The sequence below is a fragment of the Sphingobium bisphenolivorans genome, from assembly GCF_000412635.1.
Lineage (GTDB): Bacteria > Pseudomonadota > Alphaproteobacteria > Sphingomonadales > Sphingomonadaceae > Sphingobium > Sphingobium bisphenolivorans.
In genome coordinates this window covers 225,758-246,887 of the sequence record NZ_ASTG01000005.1, presented here as the reverse complement: position 1 = coordinate 246,887, position 21,130 = coordinate 225,758, and the positions used below count along the sequence as shown (strand labels likewise).

General features: G+C 62.2%; 26 protein-coding genes and 1 pseudogene. 23 read left to right on the top strand and 4 right to left on the bottom strand.

The annotated features are described in order from the left end of the window. Positions 1–72 precede the first annotated feature (72 nt). Both L858_RS0105395 and L858_RS0105390 read left to right on the top strand, forming a co-directional pair. Positions 73–474: a hypothetical protein gene (locus L858_RS0105395; RefSeq protein ID WP_022682124.1), complete on the top strand. Its 402-nt coding sequence runs from the start codon at positions 73–75 to the stop codon at positions 472–474. A gap of 104 nt (positions 475–578) precedes the next feature. Then, positions 579–1,109, top strand: a complete 531-nt coding sequence (locus L858_RS0105390; RefSeq protein ID WP_022682123.1) for a hypothetical protein — start codon at positions 579–581, stop codon at positions 1,107–1,109. 100 nt (positions 1,110–1,209) lie between these two features. Here L858_RS0105390 and L858_RS0105385 read toward each other — a convergent pair whose 3' ends face one another. Next, entirely contained in the window at positions 1,210–1,566 is a 357-nt protein-coding gene (locus L858_RS0105385) for a DUF2958 domain-containing protein (protein ID WP_022682122.1), read from the bottom strand. 187 nt (positions 1,567–1,753) lie between these two features. Here L858_RS0105385 and L858_RS0105380 point away from each other — a divergent pair, with 187 nt between their 5' ends. Next, positions 1,754–1,939, top strand: a complete 186-nt coding sequence (locus L858_RS0105380) for a hypothetical protein (RefSeq protein WP_022682121.1) — start codon at positions 1,754–1,756, stop codon at positions 1,937–1,939. A 79-nt stretch (positions 1,940–2,018) separates the two neighbouring features. Here L858_RS0105380 and L858_RS0105375 read toward each other — a convergent pair whose 3' ends face one another. Beyond that, positions 2,019–3,782 carry a recombinase family protein gene (locus tag L858_RS0105375; RefSeq protein ID WP_022682120.1) on the bottom strand — a complete coding sequence of 588 codons (1,764 nt, stop codon included), beginning with the start codon at positions 3,780–3,782 and terminating at the stop codon, positions 2,019–2,021. 49 nt (positions 3,783–3,831) lie between these two features. Here L858_RS0105375 and L858_RS19675 point away from each other — a divergent pair. Next, positions 3,832–5,247 (top strand): annotated as a pseudogene (locus L858_RS19675) (YifB family Mg chelatase-like AAA ATPase); the annotation flags it as partial. Between the two features lie 31 nt (positions 5,248–5,278). Here L858_RS19675 and L858_RS0105365 read toward each other — a convergent pair. Both L858_RS0105365 and L858_RS0105360 read right to left on the bottom strand, forming a co-directional pair. Continuing rightward, entirely contained in the window at positions 5,279–6,463 is a 1,185-nt protein-coding gene (locus tag L858_RS0105365; protein ID WP_022682118.1) for a M23 family metallopeptidase, read from the bottom strand. 149 nt (positions 6,464–6,612) lie between these two features. Continuing rightward, positions 6,613–8,892, bottom strand: coding sequence for a putative bifunctional diguanylate cyclase/phosphodiesterase (locus L858_RS0105360; protein WP_022682117.1), 2,280 nt, complete (start codon positions 8,890–8,892; stop codon positions 6,613–6,615). Between the two features lie 358 nt (positions 8,893–9,250). Here L858_RS0105360 and rpsL point away from each other — a divergent pair, with 358 nt between their 5' ends. From rpsL to rpsN, 19 genes are all read left to right on the top strand, one after another. Further along, entirely contained in the window at positions 9,251–9,622 is a 372-nt protein-coding gene (gene rpsL, locus L858_RS0105355) for a 30S ribosomal protein S12 (RefSeq protein ID WP_007686591.1), read from the top strand. A gap of 13 nt (positions 9,623–9,635) precedes the next feature. Beyond that, positions 9,636–10,106 carry a 30S ribosomal protein S7 gene (gene rpsG / locus L858_RS0105350; protein ID WP_013847768.1) on the top strand — a complete coding sequence of 157 codons (471 nt, stop codon included), beginning with the start codon at positions 9,636–9,638 and terminating at the stop codon, positions 10,104–10,106. A 153-nt stretch (positions 10,107–10,259) separates the two neighbouring features. Then, on the top strand, positions 10,260–12,353 hold the full coding sequence (gene fusA / locus L858_RS0105345; protein ID WP_022682116.1) for an elongation factor G: 2,094 nt from the start codon (positions 10,260–10,262) through the stop codon (positions 12,351–12,353). Positions 12,354–12,490: 137 nt separating this feature from the next. Then, on the top strand, positions 12,491–13,681 hold the full coding sequence (gene tuf, locus L858_RS0105340; RefSeq protein WP_022682115.1) for an elongation factor Tu: 1,191 nt from the start codon (positions 12,491–12,493) through the stop codon (positions 13,679–13,681). 208 nt (positions 13,682–13,889) lie between these two features. Then, positions 13,890–14,198 carry a 30S ribosomal protein S10 gene (gene rpsJ, locus L858_RS0105335; protein WP_007686587.1) on the top strand — a complete coding sequence of 103 codons (309 nt, stop codon included), beginning with the start codon at positions 13,890–13,892 and terminating at the stop codon, positions 14,196–14,198. A 273-nt stretch (positions 14,199–14,471) separates the two neighbouring features. Then, positions 14,472–15,227, top strand: a complete 756-nt coding sequence (rplC, locus tag L858_RS0105330) for a 50S ribosomal protein L3 (protein WP_022682114.1) — start codon at positions 14,472–14,474, stop codon at positions 15,225–15,227. 3 nt (positions 15,228–15,230) lie between these two features. Then, positions 15,231–15,854: a 50S ribosomal protein L4 gene (rplD, locus tag L858_RS0105325; protein ID WP_022682113.1), complete on the top strand. Its 624-nt coding sequence runs from the start codon at positions 15,231–15,233 to the stop codon at positions 15,852–15,854. Continuing rightward, on the top strand, positions 15,847–16,164 hold the full coding sequence (locus L858_RS0105320) for a 50S ribosomal protein L23 (protein WP_021239762.1): 318 nt from the start codon (positions 15,847–15,849) through the stop codon (positions 16,162–16,164). Before rplD ends, L858_RS0105320 begins: the two co-directional genes overlap by 8 nt. 2 nt (positions 16,165–16,166) lie before the next feature. After that, positions 16,167–17,003: a 50S ribosomal protein L2 gene (gene rplB / locus L858_RS0105315; protein ID WP_022682112.1), complete on the top strand. Its 837-nt coding sequence runs from the start codon at positions 16,167–16,169 to the stop codon at positions 17,001–17,003. Positions 17,004–17,008: 5 nt separating this feature from the next. After that, positions 17,009–17,287: a 30S ribosomal protein S19 gene (gene rpsS / locus L858_RS0105310; RefSeq protein ID WP_022682111.1), complete on the top strand. Its 279-nt coding sequence runs from the start codon at positions 17,009–17,011 to the stop codon at positions 17,285–17,287. Further along, positions 17,287–17,673: a 50S ribosomal protein L22 gene (gene rplV / locus L858_RS0105305; protein ID WP_021239759.1), complete on the top strand. Its 387-nt coding sequence runs from the start codon at positions 17,287–17,289 to the stop codon at positions 17,671–17,673. The genes rpsS and rplV overlap by 1 nt, the downstream gene beginning before the upstream one ends. 5 nt (positions 17,674–17,678) lie before the next feature. Beyond that, on the top strand, positions 17,679–18,374 hold the full coding sequence (rpsC, locus tag L858_RS0105300) for a 30S ribosomal protein S3 (RefSeq protein ID WP_022682110.1): 696 nt from the start codon (positions 17,679–17,681) through the stop codon (positions 18,372–18,374). A gap of 21 nt (positions 18,375–18,395) precedes the next feature. Further along, entirely contained in the window at positions 18,396–18,827 is a 432-nt protein-coding gene (gene rplP / locus L858_RS0105295) for a 50S ribosomal protein L16 (protein ID WP_007686573.1), read from the top strand. Positions 18,828–18,830: 3 nt separating this feature from the next. Then, complete coding sequence (gene rpmC, locus L858_RS0105290) at positions 18,831–19,034, top strand: 50S ribosomal protein L29 (protein WP_022682109.1); 204 nt, start codon at positions 18,831–18,833, stop codon at positions 19,032–19,034. Positions 19,035–19,049: 15 nt separating this feature from the next. Continuing rightward, positions 19,050–19,313, top strand: coding sequence for a 30S ribosomal protein S17 (gene rpsQ / locus L858_RS0105285; RefSeq protein WP_006960320.1), 264 nt, complete (start codon positions 19,050–19,052; stop codon positions 19,311–19,313). A 200-nt stretch (positions 19,314–19,513) separates the two neighbouring features. Beyond that, on the top strand, positions 19,514–19,882 hold the full coding sequence (rplN, locus tag L858_RS0105280; protein WP_007686569.1) for a 50S ribosomal protein L14: 369 nt from the start codon (positions 19,514–19,516) through the stop codon (positions 19,880–19,882). Beyond that, on the top strand, positions 19,882–20,193 hold the full coding sequence (gene rplX, locus L858_RS0105275; protein WP_022682108.1) for a 50S ribosomal protein L24: 312 nt from the start codon (positions 19,882–19,884) through the stop codon (positions 20,191–20,193). The genes rplN and rplX overlap by 1 nt, the downstream gene beginning before the upstream one ends. After that, entirely contained in the window at positions 20,193–20,765 is a 573-nt protein-coding gene (gene rplE / locus L858_RS0105270; RefSeq protein WP_022682107.1) for a 50S ribosomal protein L5, read from the top strand. The genes rplX and rplE overlap by 1 nt, the downstream gene beginning before the upstream one ends. Positions 20,766–20,817: 52 nt before the next feature. Further along, on the top strand, positions 20,818–21,123 hold the full coding sequence (rpsN, locus tag L858_RS0105265; protein WP_009820643.1) for a 30S ribosomal protein S14: 306 nt from the start codon (positions 20,818–20,820) through the stop codon (positions 21,121–21,123). Positions 21,124–21,130 lie beyond the last annotated feature (7 nt).

The following is a 21,130-nucleotide window of genomic DNA, read 5'->3' as shown; positions in this document are numbered from 1 at the left end:
GATGATTATCTGGTCAGTCGACAGCATACGATTGGAGTAGGCGCTGTTGCTTACGAAGATCGGAGTAAATCTATGGCTGCTTTTAACCCCAATGCGCTGAAGTCGGTTTCCGCTGTTGCTGACCTTGGTGCTACCGGCAAGCGCACTGCGCGGGACGTTGTGCTTGAAGGGATCAAGCAGCAGTTGAAGCTGCTTGCTGATCCGAAAGTTGAGGGTCGGCGCTGGTTCAGGAGTGGTGTGTCGGATACGGCATTTTCGATCCGTTACGGTAACACGGCTCTCAAGCTGCGCGGACAGGAAACGCAGCTGGCCGTTGAAACAAAGAGCTTCTCCGACGCCCTGAACTACTTCTCGGATGAGATCGCGAAGGGTAAGTTCGATGATCAGCTGGCCGAACTTGAGAAGGCTCGGGCTACTCGGACGGATAAGATGCGTGAGACGCGGGCAGCAAAGAAGGGGCAGAAGACCAGCTGACAGCTTACCTATGTTGCTATCCGAAGGGGTCGCTTGTCGGCCCCTTCTTATTGACTTGTTGATCTGTGTCAGGCAGTCAGTGCGCCACATATAAGGAGGCGCATGTGGCCAAGATTGACCTATCAAAGTTCATCGATAACTCATTGAAGGCTGAGTTCGATGCCAAGCCCTATGATGTTGCGAAGGATCGCGCACGGCTCGTCGGTCGCCTCGAGGCTGCTCGCGCGCAATTCAGCAGCAATGGTGCGGTGAAGGGGCCAAAGCTCTTCACAAAAAAGAACGGCGTGGTTGAGTTCAAAGCTGCCGTAAAAGGCGTGGACCTGACCATCAATGGTTCGACGACCAACTACATTCCTGAGAGCCAGTTCGAGCCGTTCCTTGCGGCCCTCATTGAAGCCACTAACGCCGGTGAGTTTGACAATGTATTCACTGCTGGCGCTGCTTCCCCTGCGAAGCCCGCTGCTGCGCCAAAGCGTGAGCGCAACGTCAGTGAAGCAAGCCGTCTCAACATTCGCGTCGGCGGGTTCCGCAGGGGTGGCAAGTCGGATGCTGAAATCCGCAAGCAGTTGACCGCGGAAGGCGTGGACAAAGCCGCTATCGATGCGGCTATCGCGTATAAGCGCCCCGGCAAGTGAGGCATAAGAAAAGCCCTAGTGCTGGTCACTAGGGCTTTTCCGTAATAAGGAGCAACTCAGAAACGCTACGCGCTAACCTCTCTGGTTGCCTTCTATTTAGCTACGCGACTATGTGTCCCTTCTGGCGCGCTTCATCTGCATATTCGGTCAGTGTCTTTGCGGGTTTGAAATACAAATCCTGCTCGATGAAGAGGTGGCCGATCCGCACGCCGAGTATTTCAGGCAGGCTGATATAGCCCATTTCCGGCGCTTCAAAGCCGAGGTCTGCTAACCCGAACGCCAGCCCGTCATTGTCACATTCGGAAATCAGCCATGTCATGCCCCCTGCCGGAGCAAACAGCTTCACCGGCGGCATGAAGTCCAACTCTTTGCTTGTGCCTTTGACCTGCTGCTGAGTTTCCCAATTGATGATTAGCTGTTGTAGGTCAGCGGGGCGGATACGATCTGTCCATTCCATAGTAGGCACTTCCTTTCTGGTTGATGTGCCTACGGGTAACAAGCGCCAGTTGTCCTAAAGAGCAATAGCAGAAATTCAGTTTCCTATGAGCGAGGAGAAAAAGAGTAGAACTTGCCTAGAAAGTGGATGACTTTCTGATCGGAGTGACATTAGCTGTTCTGGCACGACGCAATATGTGGAGTGCCCGATGTTTCAGAAGATCGACCTTGAAGCCCTTGCTAACTTTGTTGAAGTCACACTCGATTGCCACCCCGACTATGGGGATGATGCTTTCGCCTTCGATTTTATGGGGCAGCGCATCTATTGCGAACGCAAGTCCAGCAGCTTCGATCTGTATGTAGGGCAACAGTGCTATCAATTGCCCCGCTGCTAACCCTCAGGCGCCCATACAAAAGGAAAAGCGCCCTCAAGTAGTGCGAGGTGCTTTCTTTGCGCCAGGGCTTCCATGGGCTTTACAGGGCTTCAAGCCTGCGCTTCTTCATTTCCTCAATCTGCTGAGCGATGTCCTGCCGATCAACATTGTCCCGACGCAGTATCCCATTACGAAGCCGCTCTTCATGAAGGCCAACGGTCAAATCGAAGCGGTTTATCATATTACCCTTGTCATCGAACTGCCAACCGACGCTCCCTTCCAACGCCGACACCTCAACTGTCCGATTAGGCTGGAAGGTGATCCGGTCGATCAACCTTTGTAGGGCGTCCATTACCTTTGTCCGCGCAGCGGCCCTTATCTTCTCGTCCTCGCTGTCGAGAGATGTCCGAACGCTTGCGACCCGGCTGAGGTGTTCAGCTGGGCTGACCTGTCCCTTGGATGCCGCAAGTTCCGTGTCCAGCTTATCGACTAATTCGCGCTGCTGGTCTGCCTGGCGGCCGAGATTGACATAGCGTTGCTTGATCCGCTGATCGTGCTTGAACGCTGGATCGAGCGTCATATCCAATGCCGTCTGCGCTTGGGCTTCAAAGCGTTCCAATTCGCGCCTTGCGCTGGCAAGCCGGTCGGCAACCTGGACCATCGCGCTACGCTGCTCGAAATGATTATCGCGGAGCGCGGAGTTAAGCAGGTTGTCCAGCACAGCATCGGCGATCCAGTTGTAGTTGAAGTTGGATTTATGATCGCACCTGTGACCCCGGTGAGCGCCGCTGCATTTGAGGTAGATACCCTCGCTCTTGTCCACCGTTACGGTGCCGGTTTTCGGGTTGGTTCTGGCTCGGCCAGCGTTGGCTTTCTTCAGGTAAATCATGCGCTGGTTACACGCGCCACAATGGACAAGCCCTGCCAGCAGGTTCGCCCTACCTTTCGTCCCGCCCCCTACGTTCATGACCTGCTTCGCGGCCGACACTCGCTCGAACTGCGCTGGCGAGATTATCTGAGGGTAATAGTTAGGTATGGGCTCGCCGATTTTAGTGCCAGTGACCTCACCCTTGCGCCTGCTGCGTGGCTGAAATTCTCCGATGACGGCAGGGTTGTGAAGAATCTTATAGACGTAGCTTGGGTGCCAGCCGTCAGCTTTGCGCTTGCCCACGCCCCATGATGGAATGCCATCCTCGTTCAGCTTGCGGGCGATGATGGCATGTCCGACGCCTGCGTCACGTTCGTCAAAGATGCGCTGAACGATTAGCTTGCGGTCGAGGCGGGGATCGGGATCACTAATAGCGATGAACTCGTTTGCCTCTCTGTCCCATCGCAACCACGCGGGGCAAACTCCAGTGATGTTGCGCTTCCTACCCTCTGCCACATCATTGCGGCGACTCTGCCAGCTATCGAGGAGCAGGTCGCTTTTCCGTTTCGACTCGCCGTGGCTTCGGAAACTGTCAAAGATCAGGCTCATGAAACTGAGTTGATCGGCTTCCATCGCAGCCCTGCTGACCATCGTGCCACGGTCAGCAGTGACGAACCTTATGCCAGTCGGGAAAACCCTCGTCAGCCAGCCGACGACCTCAAGCGCAGGCAACCGAGTGAGACGGTCTAGCTGCTCGACAACCACAATAGTGCCCTCTGGAACCTCTCTGCGTTCGAAACGCTCAACGAGCTTGCCAAGATTGCCGGTGTGAATGTTTTCGCCTGTGTAGGCGCTCCTGCCCTCATCAACGACCGTTTCAAGGACATTGTAACCGTTTGTCTCGCAAAAGGCCGAACAGCGATTGATTTGTCGAGTGTAGCTGTCGCCCTTCGTCTGCTCCAGCGATGACCAGCGGATATAAATAATTGCATCCATTCAAACACCTTAACGCGCAGTCGTTAACAGTGTTTGCGCTTATACAAGTATTGTCGTCGGCCTGCCGGACAAGGCCGTCGCCGAAAGCCGGGAGCGGGTGCGCAACGCCGTCGCCGCGATAGGCCTCTCGCTTCCGCCCAAGCGCATCACCGTCAATCTGTCGCCGGCCGATCTGCCCAAGGAAGGGTCGCATTTCGACCTGCCGATCGCGCTGGCTCTGCTCGGCGCCATGGGCGTGATCGATGCCGAGACGCTGGCCGGCTATGTCGTCGTGGGCGAACTGGGGCTTGACGGGCGGATCGCCTCCACGCCCGGCGTGCTGCTCGCGGCGTTGCATGCGGGCGAGCGGGAACTGGGCCTGGTCTGCCCCGTGACGCAAGGGGCGGAAGCGGCCTGGGCCGGGCAGGTGGAAGTGATCGCCGCGCCCGACCTGCTGGGCTTGCTCAACCATTTCAAGGGCAGTGCCGCGCTGTCCCCACCCCAGCCGGGGGAGGTCGCGCCGCCGGTTCGCAGCGCCGACCTGCGCCAGGTCAAGGGGCAGGAAACGGCGAAGCGCGCGCTGGAGATTGCGGCGGCCGGCGGACACAACCTCCTGATGGTCGGGCCTCCCGGCGCGGGCAAGTCGCTGATGGCGAGCTGCCTGCCCGGCATTCTGCCCGAACTGACGCCGGGCGAGGCGCTGGAAACATCCATGGTGGCGAGCGTCGCGGGCACGCTGGAGGGCGGGCGGATCAGCCGGGCGCGGCCCTTCCGCAATCCCCACCATAGCGCATCGATGGCGGCGCTGGTCGGCGGCGGGCACAAGGCGCGGCCGGGCGAGGTCAGCATGGCGCATCTGGGCGTGCTGTTCCTCGACGAACTCCCGGAGTTCCAGCGCACCGTTCTCGACTCCCTGCGGCAGCCGCTGGAGACGGGCGAGGTCACAGTCGCGCGCGCCAACGCCCATGTGACCTTCCCGGCACGGGTGCAGCTGATCGCGGCGATGAACCCGTGCCGCTGCGGCCATCTGGGCGATCCGGCGCTGGCTTGCTCAAGGGCGCCGCGCTGCGCCGCCGACTATCAGGCCAAGGTGTCGGGGCCGCTGCTGGACCGCATCGACCTGCATGTCGAGGTGCAGGCGGTGACCGCCGCCGATCTGGTCCTGCCGCCGCCGACCGAAGGCTCGGCCGAAGTGGCGGCGCGGGTGGCGGCTGCGCGCCGGCTACAGACGCGGCGCTATGAGGGCACTGCCGTGCGCACCAATGCGGAGGTGGACGGCGAACGGCTGGAGGATGTGGCTGGACCCGACCAGGCCGGGCGCGAGCTGCTGGCGCAGGCGGCCGCCGCGATGAAGCTGTCGGCGCGCGGCTATACACGGGTGCTGCGAGTGGCCCGGACGATCGCCGATCTGGCAGGCGCGGAGCGCGTCGGGCGAGTGCATGTCGCCGAAGCGCTGAGCTACCGACGGCGGGCGCCGGTTAACTGACAATCGGCCCGATAACCGTTCGGGCGCGCCGCTAACCCCGGTTGGCGATATCGGCGAGGCGCGCGGTGGCGACCTGCTGCACCTTCAGCACATCCTGCCGCGCCTCCAGAAAGCGGCGCGGATTGATGGGAGCGCCGTTCACCCGCACCTCGAAATGGAGGTGCGGCCCGGTCGAGCGGCCCGTCGATCCCATGCGGGCGATCTTCTCGCCGCGCGCAACCTGCTCGCCCACATGGGCGTCAAAGCCGGAGAGATGCGCGTAGCGGGTCATGAGGCCGTTGCCGTGTGTCACTTCCACCACATTGCCATAGCCGCTGCGCTGGCCAACGAAGCTGATGCGGCCCGAGGCGGCGGCGAGGATGGGCTGGCCGTTATGGCCGGGGAAATCGAGCCCGGCATGGAAGGCCGCATGGCCGTTGAACGGATCGCTGCGATAGCCATAGCTGCTGCTGAGCATCGGCGTGGCGGTCGGCTTGCCCGACGGGATGGTGAGCAGGCTGCTTTCCAGGAACTCCATGCGGGAGAGTGCCTTGGCGAGTTGCTCGAACTCGTCCGGCATCTCGTCCTTCCCCCCCCACGGCACGAATGGGCCGCCCTGCGCGCGGGCGGCGGTGCGCGCCAGCGCGTCAGGGCTAAGGCCGAAGCTGCGGATCGCGGCGGCGGCCTTGTCGGCGCGCTGCTTGACTGCGGTGGTGAGGAGGGCGGCGAAACGGCGCTGGCGCGCGTCGATCTTGAGCAGCGGAGCGGCTTCGGGAGCGGTGCTGATCCGCGCGGGCTGCTTGCCTGCGCTCGCCTTTTGGTCGTCCTCCCCAGCCCCGACGACGGCAGAGGCGCTTTCCGCATCATCCTTGCCGAAATGGGTGCGGTAGAGATCATCCATGAAGTCCTGCCGCTGCTCCAGCTTCTGGGCGAGGCGGTCGACGGACTGGCGATAGGCTTCAACCTTGCTGGCGGTGGTGGCGACGGCCTGCCCCTTGGCGGCGAGAGCCGCGCGTTCCTGCTCCACCTGTGCGCTGCCGATCGCCATGGATGCGGTCAGACCTGCCAGCCCGATGAGCGCGCTGGACGTGAGGCCGGCGGCGACCAGCTGGGTGCGGCGCGAAAGATGGATGGATTTCACCTGGCCGCGCGAGCGCAGAAGGATCTCTCGCTCCGGGCACAGCGCAGTCACCCGCGTCCAGAGGGTGGCGGCCCTCTTCTTGCTCTGCTGTATCAATTGCGACCCCGCGTCTACTAACTGAGTCGGGCCGCTAACAAAAGAATGACCGGCGCGCGAATCCGGGACGGCGGACTCGTGACGAGTCGAAACGAGGGTCGGATGAAACGTGCTTTTGCCCGACTGGTTCCGGCGCGAACGAAAAAAATTCAGGTCGGCTCGATCGCGCGTGCTCGCTCGACAAGGCTTGGTACTTCTACCGCCGGAGCAGCGGCGCCGAAATGGAAACCCTGACCATAATGACAGCCGCCCGCGCGCAGATATTCCAGCTGCCGGACGTTCTCGACGCCCTCCGCCACAGTGCGGATGCCCAGGCTATAGGCGAGGTTCAGGACGGTGCGGACGATGGCGGCGTCCTCGGGATCGGTTTCCAGGTCGCGCACGAAGCGCCGGTCGATCTTGATGATGTCGATGGGAAACTGCTTGAGGTGTGAGAGGGAGGCGTAGCCGGTGCCGAAATCATCCAGCGCGATGGAGATGCCCGCGGCGCTCAAACGATGAAGGCTGCGCTCCACCACCTCGACGTTGCGGCCGAGGAAGACGGATTCGGTGATTTCCAGTTCGATGCGCCGGGAGGAAACTCCAGCCGTTTCAAGCTGGCCGAGCAGACGGTCGGGGAAGCTGCCGTCATGCAGTTCGACGCCGGGCACATTGATGGCGACATGGCCGAAATCGATTCCCTGGTCCTGCCAGCGGCGGCAATCCGCCAGAACCTGCGCCAGCATGCGTTCGGTGATCACGCGGCCCAGTTCGGAATGTTCGAAGGCGGCGGAAATCTCGCCGGGCATGATGATCGAGCCGTTGTCGCGGACGCAGCGCAGCAGGGCCTCAAAGCCGATGACTTGGCCTGTCGCCAGGTCCACCTTGGGCTGATACCAGGGCGTCGGCGGAGCGTGGACGAGCGCCTCGCGGGCGCGCTCCAGCATCCGCGCCTCGCGCTGCCAGCGTTCGAGCAGGCCGGGTTCGAAGAGGCAGGCCCGGCCGCGGCCGCCATTCTTCGCTTCATAAAGGGCGATGTCGGCATGTTTCATCAGGTCGGCGATGTCGCCGGCATGTTCGGGGAAGAGCGCGACCCCCATGCTGACGCGGCAGTCGATGTCGCGCGTACCATAGCAAAGCGGCTGGTGCAGCTGATCGGTCATGCGGGCGAGAATGGTGTCGAGGTCGGCGGCCGTGCGCAGGCGGGTGAGCAGGACGGCGAATTCGTCGCCGCCCATGCGCGCGACCAGATCGCCGGGCCGGACGGCCTGGCGCAGGCGCTCCGCTACCGCACAGAGCAGCGCGTCGCCGGCGTCATGACCCGCGCTGTCGTTGATGCGCTTGAACTCGTCCACGTCGATCAGCACGACCGCCATCTGTCCGCCCGAGCGGCCGGTGGCGATCGCCGACTGACCCAGCGTGGCCATGAAATGCGAGCGGTTGGCAAGACCGGTCAGCGCGTCCGTCATCGCCAGATGGGCAAGGTGGCGCTCCGCCTCCTTCCGCTCGGTAATGTCGACCATTGAGGAGAGGATGCAGTCCTCGCCCCGGATCATGAGCGCGCGCGTCGAGAGCAGGACATCGCGGACGACGCCATCCTTGCCGACGATACGGCATTCGAAATTGTCGATCGGGTCGCCCGACGCGATCCTGTCGCGCAGGCTGGCCTGCTCGCTCGTTCCCGTGCCCAGCATTTGGACGCAGGAAATGTCGCCCTCCGTCCCGAAGGTGCGCACCGCCGCGTCGTTGAAGCGGATCACCGCGCCGTCGGGCTGGGTCACGAGCAACGGGATCGGCACGCTCATGAACATGCGCTCCAGCGTCTCGCTGTTGCTGGCGAGGGCGGCCCGGGCCCGGTGGGCGTGCTGGCTGGCGGTCCATTCCTGACGCTGGAGCCGATTGGTGCGCGCGATCGCGATCCACATGCCGCAGTGGAGAATCAGCACCGCCATGACCATGCCGGGCGTCGTCGGCGTCAGCGGGGCGGGGAGGAGATAGCCGATCAGCAGCAGCGAAGCGCAGCCCAGCCCGCCGCCTACATTGCCGCGAAAGCTGGTCGGCACGACGAGATAGAAGATCAGTGGCAGCATCACGAGGACGAAGATCGCGATGTCGCTGCGCGAGGAAACAAGGAAGGCGACGCCGATGGCGGTAACCAGCTGCCAGGCGAAGCAGATGCGCTCGACGGCGCGGAAGTTCACCATATGGCGGCAAAATGAGAGGCAGACGAGCGACCAGAGTATGACCGCGACACGGGCGGGCACCGCTATCCAGAAATGGGGCGTGCCGATGAAGCGCCAGTCGCTGAAGAGGAAGAGGGCGTTGAGCAGCGCGGAGAGCAGGAAGAGCATCCGGGCATGGCGCCGCGATTCGGGCAGGCGATCCGCCTGGAAGGCCGCTTCTGTCGCCGGGTTGATATATTCGCCCGTGATGGTGGAAAGCTGAGTCACAAATCGTCCATGCGCGCGCCCTAGCGGCGGCGAGCCAGCAAAATAGATCGCCTGTTCTTATCAATTCGCTAAGACGGCATTCACCATCTTGGATCGCACCTGTAACGAGCTGGCGGGTGCGGCTGCTTGACCTGTGCGCCCCGCATCGCTATAGGCGCGCCTGCTCAAAGGTCCGGGATAGGGGGATTCGTCCGCTGTCACTCGGCTCTTGGAGCATCAGAGCTGAACATTGCCGGTGCTCTTGCGGCTCCGGGCGGGTTTTCCGCCGGGGCCTTTGCTGTTTGGAAGCGACTTGTTTCTGGGCGGTAAGAACGCGGGAATGCATGCGGTAAAGTAACTGAAAAAGGTGAAGGGCTTCATGCCAACAATCAACCAGCTGGTCCGCAAGGGCCGCGAGCTGCAGAAGACCAAGTCGAAGGTCCCTGCAATGGAAGCGAACCCGCAGAAGCGCGGCGTTTGCACCCGTGTTTACACGACGACCCCGAAGAAGCCGAACTCGGCTCTCCGCAAGGTGGCGAAGGTGCGTCTGGTCAACCAGCGTGAAGTCATCACCTACATTCCGGGTGAAGGCCACAACCTTCAGGAGCACAGCGTCGTGCTGATCCGTGGCGGTCGCGTACGCGACCTTCCCGGTGTGCGCTATCACGTGCTGCGCGGCGTTCTGGATACCCAGGGCGTCAAGGATCGTAAGCAGAGCCGTTCGAAGTACGGCGCGAAGCGTCCGAAGTAAGGGAGACTAAAGCATGTCACGTCGTCGTCGCCCCGAAAAGCGCGTTATCCTGCCCGATCCCAAGTTCGGCGATATCGTGCTGTCGAAGTTCATGAACAGCATCATGCAGGACGGCAAGAAGGCTGTCGCCGAGTCCATCGTTTACGGTGCGCTCGAAACTGTCGAAGCGAAGTCCAAGAAGGACCCGATCGGCATGTTCCATGACGCGCTGAACAATGTGAAGCCGGGCATCGAAGTCCGCAGCCGCCGCGTTGGCGGTGCGACCTATCAGGTTCCCGTCGAAGTGCGCCCCGAGCGCGCCCAGGCGCTGGCGATCCGCTGGCTGATCACGGCTTCGCGCAACCGCAGCGAAACCACGATGGCTGCCCGCCTGTCGGGTGAGCTGCTGGACGCCGCCAACAACCGCGGCAATGCCGTCAAGAAGCGCGAAGACACGCACCGCATGGCGGAAGCGAACCGCGCCTTCTCGCACTACCGCTGGTAAGGACAAGCGGGCGCCCCGGTGCCCGCTTTTCACTTCTGGTTTTGAAGATTGGTCCGTTCGCCGTGGGGCTACCCATGGCGGACGGATTGGTTTAGGGGCCAGCCGCAAGACTCATTCACTTGACCGCCGGCGCGCCGGCAACGGAGAAGCATCATGGCCCGCAGCCATCCGCTCGAACGCTATCGCAATTTCGGTATCATGGCGCATATCGACGCCGGCAAGACCACCACGACCGAGCGTATCCTTTATTATACCGGCAAGTCCTACAAGATCGGCGAAGTCCATGACGGCGCCGCCACCATGGACTGGATGGAGCAGGAGCAGGAGCGTGGCATCACCATCACGTCGGCTGCGACGACCTGCGTGTGGAAGGCCGAAGAGGGCAAGGGACCCGAGCATCGCCTGAACATCATCGACACCCCCGGCCACGTCGACTTCACCATCGAAGTCGAGCGTTCGCTGCGCGTGCTCGACGGCGCGGTCGCCGCGTTCGACGGCGTTGCGGGCGTTGAGCCGCAGTCTGAAACCGTGTGGCGCCAGGCGGACAAGTACAAGGTTCCGCGGATGTGCTTCATCAACAAGCTCGACCGCACCGGCGCCAATTTCTATTATTGCGTGCAGACGATCATCGATCGTCTGGGCGCGACCCCGGCCGTCCTCTATCTGCCTATCGGTGCGGAGAGCGATTTCAAGGGCCTGGTCGACCTGGTCGAAAACCGCGCGATCATCTGGAAGGACGAGAATCTGGGTGCCGAGTTCACCTATGAGGCGATCCCCGACGATCTGGCCGACAAGGCTGCCGAATATCGCGAAAAGCTGATCGAGCTTGCCGTCGAGCAGGACGATGAAGCGATGGAAGCGTATCTCGAAGGCAATGTCCCCGATACCGCCACGCTCAAGAAGCTGATCCGCAAGGGCACGCTCAACCAGTCGTTCGTGCCGGTGCTGTGCGGCTCGGCGTTCAAGAACAAGGGTGTGCAGCCCCTGCTCGACGCGGTGGTCGACTATCTGCCTTCGCCGCTCGACATTGAGGACGTGCAGGGCATCAACCCCGACACCGAAGAGCCCGATAGCCGTGCGACCGCGGACGACGCGCCCTTCTCGGGTCTGGCGTTCAAGATCATGAACGACCCGTTCGTCGGCTCGCTGACCTTCCTGCGCGTCTATTCCGGCACACTGACCAAGGGCACCTATCTGAACTCGGTCAAGGACAAGAAGGAAAAGATCGGCCGCATGCTGTTGATGCATGCCAACAGCCGTGAAGATATCGACGCGGCTTATGCCGGCGACATCGTCGCGCTGGCCGGAATGAAGGAAACCACGACCGGTGACACGCTGTGCGCCGAGCGTCAGCCGATTATCCTGGAACGGATGGAATTCCCCGAGCCGGTGATCGAGCTGTCGGTGGAACCCAAGACCAAGGCCGACCAGGAAAAGATGGGCGTCGCGCTCAACCGCCTGGCTGCCGAGGACCCGTCCTTCCGAGTTTCGACCGATCACGAATCGGGCCAGACCATCATCAAGGGCATGGGCGAACTTCACCTCGAAATCCTGGTCGACCGCATGAAGCGCGAGTTCAAGGTCGAGGCGAATGTCGGTGCGCCGCAGGTGGCCTATCGCGAATATCTCAAGAAGCCGGTCGACATCGACTACACCCACAAGAAGCAGTCGGGCGGCACCGGCCAGTTCGGCCGCATCAAGGTGAAGCTGACGCCGGGCGAGCGCGGTGCGGGCATCATCTTCAAGGATGAGATCAAGGGCGGTAACATTCCCAAGGAATATATCCCCGCGATCGAAAAGGGCATGCGCGAAACGGCGGCCACTGGCTCGCTCATCGGCTTCCCGATCATCGACTTCGAAATCCTGCTCTATGACGGCGCCTACCATGACGTCGACTCATCGGCGCTGGCGTTCGAAATCACCGGGCGCGCCGCGATGCGCGAAGCGGCCCAGAAGTCGGGCATCACCCTGCTCGAGCCGGTCATGAAGGTCGAGGTCGTCACCCCGGAAGAATATCTGGGCGACGTCATCGGCGACATGAACAGCCGTCGCGGCCAGATCCAGGGCACCGACAGCCGCGGCAACGCGCAGGTGGTCGAGGCGATGGTGCCGCTGGCCAACATGTTCGGCTATGTGAACTCGCTGCGTTCCTTCACCCAGGGCCGCGCGAACTACTCGATGATCTTCTCCCACTATGACGAAGTGCCGCAGAATGTTGCGGACGAAGTCAAGGCGAAGATGGCCTGATGATTTTTCTCTGGCCGGGCCGTGCGAACGGCTCGGTTAGGGGCTGGTAATCTGTGAATTTGCTGCTATGGACGCGCCTTCGCGAGGCGCGGCCGAGCGGTCAGACCAAAGCTGATTTGATTAGAAGGTAGGATAAAATGGCTAAGGCTAAGTTTGAGCGGAACAAGCCGCACTGCAACATCGGCACCATCGGTCACGTCGACCATGGCAAGACCTCGCTGACCGCGGCGATCACCAAGGTTCTCGCCGAAACCGGCGGCGCGACCTTCGTTGACTATGCCAACATCGACAAGGCTCCTGAAGAGCGCGAGCGCGGCATCACCATCTCGACCGCCCACGTCGAATATGAAACCGAAGCCCGCCACTACGCGCACGTCGACTGCCCGGGCCACGCTGACTACGTCAAGAACATGATCACCGGTGCGGCCCAGATGGACGGCGCGATCCTCGTCGTTTCGGCCACCGACGGCCCGATGCCGCAGACCCGTGAGCACATCCTGCTCGCCAAGCAGGTCGGCGTTCCCCAGCTCGTCGTGTTCATGAACAAGGTCGATCTCGTCGACGACGCCGAAATCCTCGAATTGGTCGAACTGGAAATCCGCGAGCTGCTGAGCTCGTACGATTTCGACGGCGACAACATCCCCGTCATCCCCGGCTCGGCCGTGAAGGCCCTCGACGGTTCGAACGACGAAATCGGCAAGAACGCCGTTCTGAAGCTGATGGCCGCCGTCGACTCGTTCATCCCGCAGCCGGAGCGTCCCGTCGACAAGCCGTTCCTGATGCCGATCGAAGACGTGTTCTCGATCTCGGGCCGCGGCACCGTCGTGACCGGCCGCGTCGAAACCGGCATCGTCAAGGTTGGTGAGGAAGTCGAAATCGTCGGCATCCGCGACACCCGCAAGACCACCGTCACTGGCGTGGAAATGTTCCGCAAGTTGCTCGATCAGGGTGAAGCCGGCGACAACATCGGCGCGCTGGTTCGTGGCGTCGGCCGCGAAGACGTGGAGCGTGGCCAGGTTCTGGCGAAGCCCGGTTCGGTTACGCCGCACACCGAGTTCGACGCTGAAGTTTATGTGCTGTCGAAGGAAGAAGGCGGCCGTCACACGCCGTTCTTCGCCAACTATCGTCCGCAGTTCTACTTCCGCACCACCGACGTGACCGGCGAAGTGATCCTGCCCGAGGGCACCGAAATGGTCATGCCCGGCGACAATGTGAAGCTCGGCGTCAAGCTGATCGCACCGATCGCCATGGACCAGGGTCTGCGCTTCGCCATCCGCGAAGGCGGCCGCACGGTCGGCGCCGGGGTTGTCGGCACGATCTCTAAGTAATATAGGACCGCAGCGGCGCGAATCGCCTGATTCGCGCCGCTGAGTTTTTCTGCCGTCCCGGATCGCCTTTCTCCGGCTCGAATGAGCTAGAAGGGCCAGAAACGGGGCGGTAAATTTTTGTTGGTGCGTTTTCAAAAGTCATCGGCTGCTCCAGCTGATTTCTGAAAATGCTCCAGGTTTTTGGCTCTTTCGCATCGGTACAGGAACAATGGACAGCAACATCCGCATTCGCCTCAAGGCGTTCGATCATCGCGTGCTCGATCAGGCGACCGGCGACATCGCCGACACCGCCCGCCGCACCGGCGCCCTCATTCGCGGTCCGATTCCCCTTCCGACGCGCATCGAAAAGTTCACGGTCAACCGTGGTCCGCACATCGACAAGAAGTCGCGCGAGCAGTTCGAGGTCCGCACCTACAAGCGCATGCTTGACATTGTGCAGCCGACGCCGCAGACGGTCGACGCGCTGATGAAGCTGGATCTGGCTGCCGGCGTGAACGTCGAAATCAAGCTGGCCTAATCGGCGGCAAGTCCCTGCTCTCCGTCAGGTGGGCAGGGTATCGGGCATTTCGCTTGAGGCGAGAGCTCAAACGACACAAGGGATACCGCGCGACCTCCGGTAAGCTGGATGGTTCGTGGCTCTGGTCCCCCGTCGCCTTCCCCGAGCAGGGGTCGGCATCCAACCCGGACGGGGTGATTGTTATTTGGGTTGGGCCGCGAGGGAGAGATCCTGAGCGGTTTTTTCGTTGGATACGCCCGCTGCTAAGGCGGGCCTCTATGGGAGTAATCAGTGATGCGCACAGGCGTGATCGCTAAGAAAGTCGGGATGACCCGTCTGTTCCAGGAGGACGGACGTCATATTCCCGTTACGGTTCTGTCCCTCGAGGGCAATCAGGTCGTAGCTCGCAAGGAAGTTGAGCGTGACGGTTATGTCGCGGTTCAGCTTGGCGCGGGCGTCGCGAAGGTCAAGAACGTCGCCAAGCCGCAGCGCGGCCACTTCGCCAAGGCGGAAGTGGAGCCGAAGGCGCGTCTGGTCGAATTCCGTGTCGCCGAGGACGCGCTCCTCGATGTCGGCGCCGAGATCGCGGCCGATCATTTCATCGCCGGCCAGCTGGTCGACGTCGCTGGCCACACCCAGGGTAAGGGTTTCGCCGGTGCCATGAAGCGCTGGGGCTTCGGCGGTATGCGCGCCACGCACGGCGTGTCGATCAGCCACCGTGCCCATGGTTCGACCGGTAACCGTCAGGATCCGGGCCGCGTCTTCAAGAACAAGAAGATGGCCGGCCACATGGGTGACCGCGAGCGCACGCAGCAGAATCTCGAAATTGTCCGCACGGACGTCGAGCGTGGCCTGCTGTTCGTCAAGGGATCGGTCCCCGGTGCCAAGGGCACCTGGCTGACTGTCAGCGACGCCGTCAAGGTGAAGCGCCCGGCCGATGCGCCCTATCCGGCGAGCCTGAAGCAGGCTGCCAACAGCAACAACGCTCCGGTGCAGACACCCGCTGAAGAAGCGTCTGCTCCCGAAGTGACCGAAGGCCAGGAGGGCTAAACCATGAAGGTCAATGTACAGACCCTCGACGCGCAGGCTGCCGGTGAGGTGGAGCTGAACGATGCCGTGTTCGGCGTCGAGCCCCGCACCGACATTCTGCACCGCGTCGTCACCTGGCAGCTGGAAAAGCGTCGCGCTCCGGCCCGCGCCACCCGCGAGCGTTCGGACGTTGCCCGCACCGGCAAGAAGTTCGGCCGCCAGAAGGGCGGCGGTACGGCTCGTCACGGCGACCGCAAGGCCCCCGTGTTCATCGGCGGCGGTAAGGCCCATGGCGCCCGCGCCCGCGAGTTCGGCCACGACCTCAACAAGAAGGTTCGTGCGCTCGGCCTGAAAATGGCGCTGTCGTCGAAGGCCAAGGACGGTTCGCTGATCGTTCTCGACAATCTCGACGTGGCGGAAGGCAAGACCAAGGCTCTGGTCGCGCACCTCGCCAAGCTGAACCTCAACAAGGCGCTGTTCATCGACGGCGACGCGGTGAATGTCAGCTTCGCGAAGGCTTCGGCGAACATTGTCGGCGTGAACCTGCTGCCGGCCGTTGGTGCCAACGTCTACGACATCCTGAAGGCCGATTCGCTGGTGCTGACCCGCGCCGCGGTCGAAAAGCTGGAGGCCCGTTTCAATGGCTAAGAAAGAAGCCGCGAAGGTCGACAACCGTCATTATGACGTCGTCGTCGCGCCGGTCATCACCGAGAAGTCGACGCTTCTCTCCGAGAACAATGCCGTCGTCTTCAAGGTCGCCAACGACGCGACCAAGCCGGAGATCAAGGCCGCCGTCGAAGCGCTCTGGGGCGTGACGGTCAAGAGCGTGAACACGCTGGTCGCCAAGGGCAAGACCAAGAAGTGGAAGGGCAAGCCCTACACGCGGTCTGACGTGAAGAAGGCGATCGTTCGCCTGGCCGACGGCCAGTCGATCGACATCACCGAAGGAGTGCGCTGATCATGGCGCTTAAGAGCTACAACCCGACGAGCCCCGCCCAGCGCGGCCTGATCCTCGTCGACCGCAGCGGGCTGCACAAGGGCAAGCCCGTCAAGGCGCTGACCGAAGGCAAGCGCAAGACCGGCGGCCGCAACAACAAGGGCCATGTGACCTCGCGCGGCATCGCCGGCGGTCACAAGCAGCGCTACCGCATCATCGACTTCAAGCGTCGTTTGTGGGATGTCGAAGGCACGGTCGAGCGTCTGGAATATGATCCCAACCGCACCGCCTTCATCGCGCTGGTCAACTATCCCGACGGCACCCAGGCCTATATCCTGGCGCCGCAGCGTCTCGCTCCCGGTGACAAGGTCATCGCGGGCAAGAAGACCGACGTGAAGCCGGGCAACGCGATGGAACTCGGCCAGATGCCGGTCGGCACCATCATCCACAATATCGAGATGAAGCCTGGCAAGGGCGGTCAGCTCTGCCGTTCGGCAGGCACCTACGCTCAGCTGGTCGGTCGCGATCGTGGCATGGTGATGGTCCGCCTGTCCTCGGGCGAGCAGCGCTACATCCGTTCGGACTGCATGGGCACCGTGGGTGCCGTGTCGAACCCGGACAACGCCAACACCAACCTCGCCAAGGCCGGTCGCAACCGCTGGCTCGGCAAGCGTCCGCTGACGCGCGGTGTGGCGAAGAACCCGGTCGACCACCCGCATGGCGGTGGTGAAGGCCGGACCTCGGGCGGCCGTCATCCGGTCACGCCCTGGGGCAAGCCGACCAAGGGTGCACGCACCCGCCACAACAAGGCGACGGACAAATTCATCATCCGTAGCCGCCACGCGAAGAAGAAGAGGTAAGCGAGATGGCTCGTTCCGTCTGGAAAGGTCCGTTCGTGGACCTCAGCCTTCTGAAGAAGGCGGAAACCGCGCAGGACGCCGGTGGCCGTGCTGGCCCGATCAAGACCTGGTCGCGCCGTTCCACCATCCTGCCGCAGTTCGTCGGCCTGACGTTCAACGTCTATAATGGCCGCAAGCATGTGCCGGTTTCGGTGAACGAGGAAATGGTGGGTCACAAGCTGGGCGAATTCGCCCCGACCCGCTACTTCCCCGGCCACGCTGCCGACAAGAAGGGCAAGCGCTAATGAGCAAGGAAAAGGCTCCCCGTCGCGTCGCCGACAATGAGGCGCTGGCCGTTGGCACGCAGATCCGTGGTTCGGCCCAGAAGCTGAACCTGGTCGCCACGCTCATCCGCGGCCGCAAGGTCGAGGACGCGCTGAACATCCTCGCCTTCTCCAAGAAGGCGATGGCGGTCGACGTGCGCAAGGTGCTGGCTTCGGCCATCGCCAATGCGGAAAACAACCACAATCTGGACGTCGATGCGCTGGTCGTCGCGGAAGCATCGGTGGGCAAGAGCTTCACCATGAAGCGCTTCCACGCTCGCGGCCGCGGCAAGTCGACCCGGATCCTGAAGCCCTTCAGCCGCGTGCGCATCGTCGTCCGCGAAGCAGCTGAAGAAGCGGAGGCGTAAGAGACATGGGTCACAAGAGCAATCCGATCGGTCTGCGCCTGCAGATCAACCGTACCTGGGACAGCCGCTGGTTCGCCGAAGGCGCCGACTATGGCCGCCTGCTGCTGGAGGATCTGAAGATCCGCCAGTATATCATGAAGAACCTGCCGCAGGCCGCGATCTCCAAGGTCGTGATCGAGCGTCCCGCCAAGCTGTGCCGCGTGTCGATCTACGCTGCCCGTCCCGGTGTCATCATCGGCAAGAAGGGCGCGGACATCGAGAAGCTGCGCAAGAAGCTGGGCAGCCTGACCTCGTCGGACGTCAGCCTGAACATCGTCGAAATCCGCAAGCCGGAAATCGATTCCAAGCTCGTTGCGCAGGGCATTGCCGATCAGCTGGAGCGCCGCGTGGCGTTCCGCCGTGCGATGAAGCGCGCGGTGCAGTCGGCCCTGCGTTTGGGCGCCGAGGGCATCAAGATCACCTGCGGCGGCCGTCTGGGCGGCGCGGAGATCGCGCGTGTCGAATGGTATCGCGAAGGCCGCGTTCCGCTGCACACGCTGCGTGCGAACGTCGATTATGCCGAAGCTACCGCGCACACCGCCTATGGCGTCTGCGGCATCAAGGTGTGGATCTTCAAGGGCGAGATTCTCGGCCATGATCCGTTCGCGACCGACCGGCTGATGCTGGAGGCTCAGACCTCCGGCGTGCGCCCGGCGCGCTGAGAATAAGGTAGGTATAGCGTCATGCTGCAACCGAAAAAAATGAAGTTCCGCAAGACCTTCAAGGGCCGGATCAAGGGCGACGCCAAGGGCGGTTCGGCTCTGAACTTCGGCGCCTATGGTCTGAAGGCTCTGGAACCCGAGCGCGTCACCGCCCGCCAGATCGAGGCGGCTCGCCGCGCGATCCAGCGTCACCTTCGTCGTCAGGGCCGTCTGTGGATCCGCGTGTTCCCTGACGTGCCGGTGTCGAAGAAGCCCGCCGAAGTCCGTCAGGGTAAGGGTAAGGGTTCGGTCGAATATTGGGCAGCTCGCGTCAAGCCGGGCCGCATCCTGTTCGAACTGGACGGCGTGCCCGGTCCGCTCGCAGCAGAGGCTTTCTCGCGCGCCGCGATGAAGCTGCCGATCAAGACGAAGGTTGTCGCTCGCCTCGGCGACACCTCCCACCTGGAGGGTTAATCCGTGGCGAATGTAGCTGACCTCAAGACCAAGTCGGACGACGAACTGTCGATCGAACTGAACAACCTGAAGCGCGAGCAGTTCAACCTGCGCTTCCAGGCGGCCACCAACCAGCTGGAAAAGCCCAGCCGGGTGCGTGAAGTCCGCCGGTCGATCGCGCAGATCAAGACCCTTCAGTCCGAGCGTTCGCGCTCGGCTGCGAAGTAAGAAGGAAATCACACGATGCCCAAGCGCGTGCTGACGGGAACGGTGGTTTCCGACAAGACCGACAAGACGGTGGTGGTTCGCGTAGAGCGCAAGGTTAAGCATGCGCTCTACGGCAAGATCATCCGCCGGTCGAAGAAATACCACGCCCATGACGAGGGCAATGTCTACAAGGAAGGCGAGACGGTCCGCATCGAGGAAACCGCCCCGATTTCCAAGCTCAAGACCTGGAAGGTCATCGAGCGCGTGGACACCCACAAGTCCCCGGAAACGGCGGCTTAAGGGAGGCTCGCTGAGCCTTTAGGTAAAAAGTGCGGCGCGGGGCTGGCCTTTTCCACGGGAAAGGGTTACAGGCCCGCGCTTCGCGTAGAGTCAGATGGCTCGTCTTCGGACGAGTCAGACGTTCGCCAAAGGCTCTAGGCACAAGAATTCGGAACCGCCGGGAATTGTCCCGGTAGGCCAAATAAGAAGGAACCGGATCCATGATCCAGATGCAATCCAATCTTGACGTCGCTGACAACAGCGGCGCCAAGCGCGTCCAGTGCATCAAGGTGCTGGGCGGCTCGAAGCGTCGCTTCGCGAGCGTAGGCGACATCATCGTCGTCTCGATCAAGGAAGCTGCGCCTCGTGGCAAGGTGAAGAAGGGTGACGTGCATCGCGCCGTCATCGTGCGCACCGCCAAGGACGTGCGTCGCGCTGATGGCAGCGTGATTCGCTTCGACGGCAATGCCGCTGTGCTCATCAACAAGAACGAGGAGCCGATCGGCACCCGTATCTTCGGCCCGGTCGTTCGCGAACTGCGCGCCAAGAAGCACATGAAGATCATCTCGCTTGCCCCCGAGGTGCTGTAATGAGCGCTGCTAGAATCAAGAAGGGCGACAAGGTCGTCGTCCTGGCCGGCAAGGACAAGGGTCGTACCGGCGCCGTCCTGCAGGTGCTGCCCAAGGACGACAAGGTCCTGGTGGAAGGCATCAACGTGCATGCGCGTCACCGCAAGCCTGACCAGGCGAACCCGCAGGGCGGCATCGAGCGCAAGCCCGCGCCGCTCCACATTTCGAACGTCGCTGTCGCCGACAAGGATGGCAAGCCGACCCGCGTCCGTTTCGAGGATCGCGACGGCAAGAAGGTCCGCGTCGCCGTCAAGTCGGGTGAGGTGCTGTAATGAGCGACAAGTACATTCCGCGCTCTAAGGCGCAGTATGACGCCGAGATCGCCAAGGCGATGACCGAGAAGTTCGGCTACGCGAACGTCATGCAGGTTCCGAAGATCGAGAAGATCACGCTCAACATGGGCGTGGGCGAAGCGACCCAGGACAAGAAGAAGGTCACGCAGGCCGCCGAAGAAATGGAACTGATCGCAGGGCAGAAGCCGGTGATCACCAAGGCCCGCAAGTCGATCGCGCAGTTCAAGCTGCGTGAAGGCATGCCGATCGGCGCCAAGGTCACGCTGCGCCGCGAGCGCATGTACGAGTTCCTTGATCGCCTGATCAACATCGCTCTGCCCCGCGTGCGCGACTTCCGTGGTCTGAACCCGAAGAGCTTCGACGGCCGTGGCAACTATGCCTTCGGCATCAAGGAGCAGCTGATCTTCCCGGAGATCAACTATGACCGCATCGACAAGGTGCGCGGCATGGACATCATCGTGACCACCACGGCGAAGACGGACGAGGAAGCGCGCGAACTGCTGCGTCTCTTCGGTTTCCCCTTCCCGCTCGAAGAGAAGCAGGCGGCCTGAACAGGCCCCGCTTCTCTCCCACAAGCCTAAGCTAAGGAAGAGAACTTAAGTCATGGCGAAACTGAGTTCGATCAACAAGAACGAGCGCCGCAAGAAGCTGGTGAAGAAATATGCCGGCCGTTATGCGAAGCTCAAGGCGATCGCGAATGATACCGCGGCCGATGACAGCGATCGTCTGATCGCGCGTCTGAAGATGGCGGAGATTCCCCGCAACGGCAATCCGACCCGCATTCGGAACCGCTGCGAGCTGACGGGGCGTCCCCGCGCTTATTACCGCAAATTCCGCCTCTGCCGCGTGCAGCTGCGTGATCTGGCCAACAAGGGCCTGATCCCCGGCGTCACCAAGTCGAGCTGGTAAGGATCAT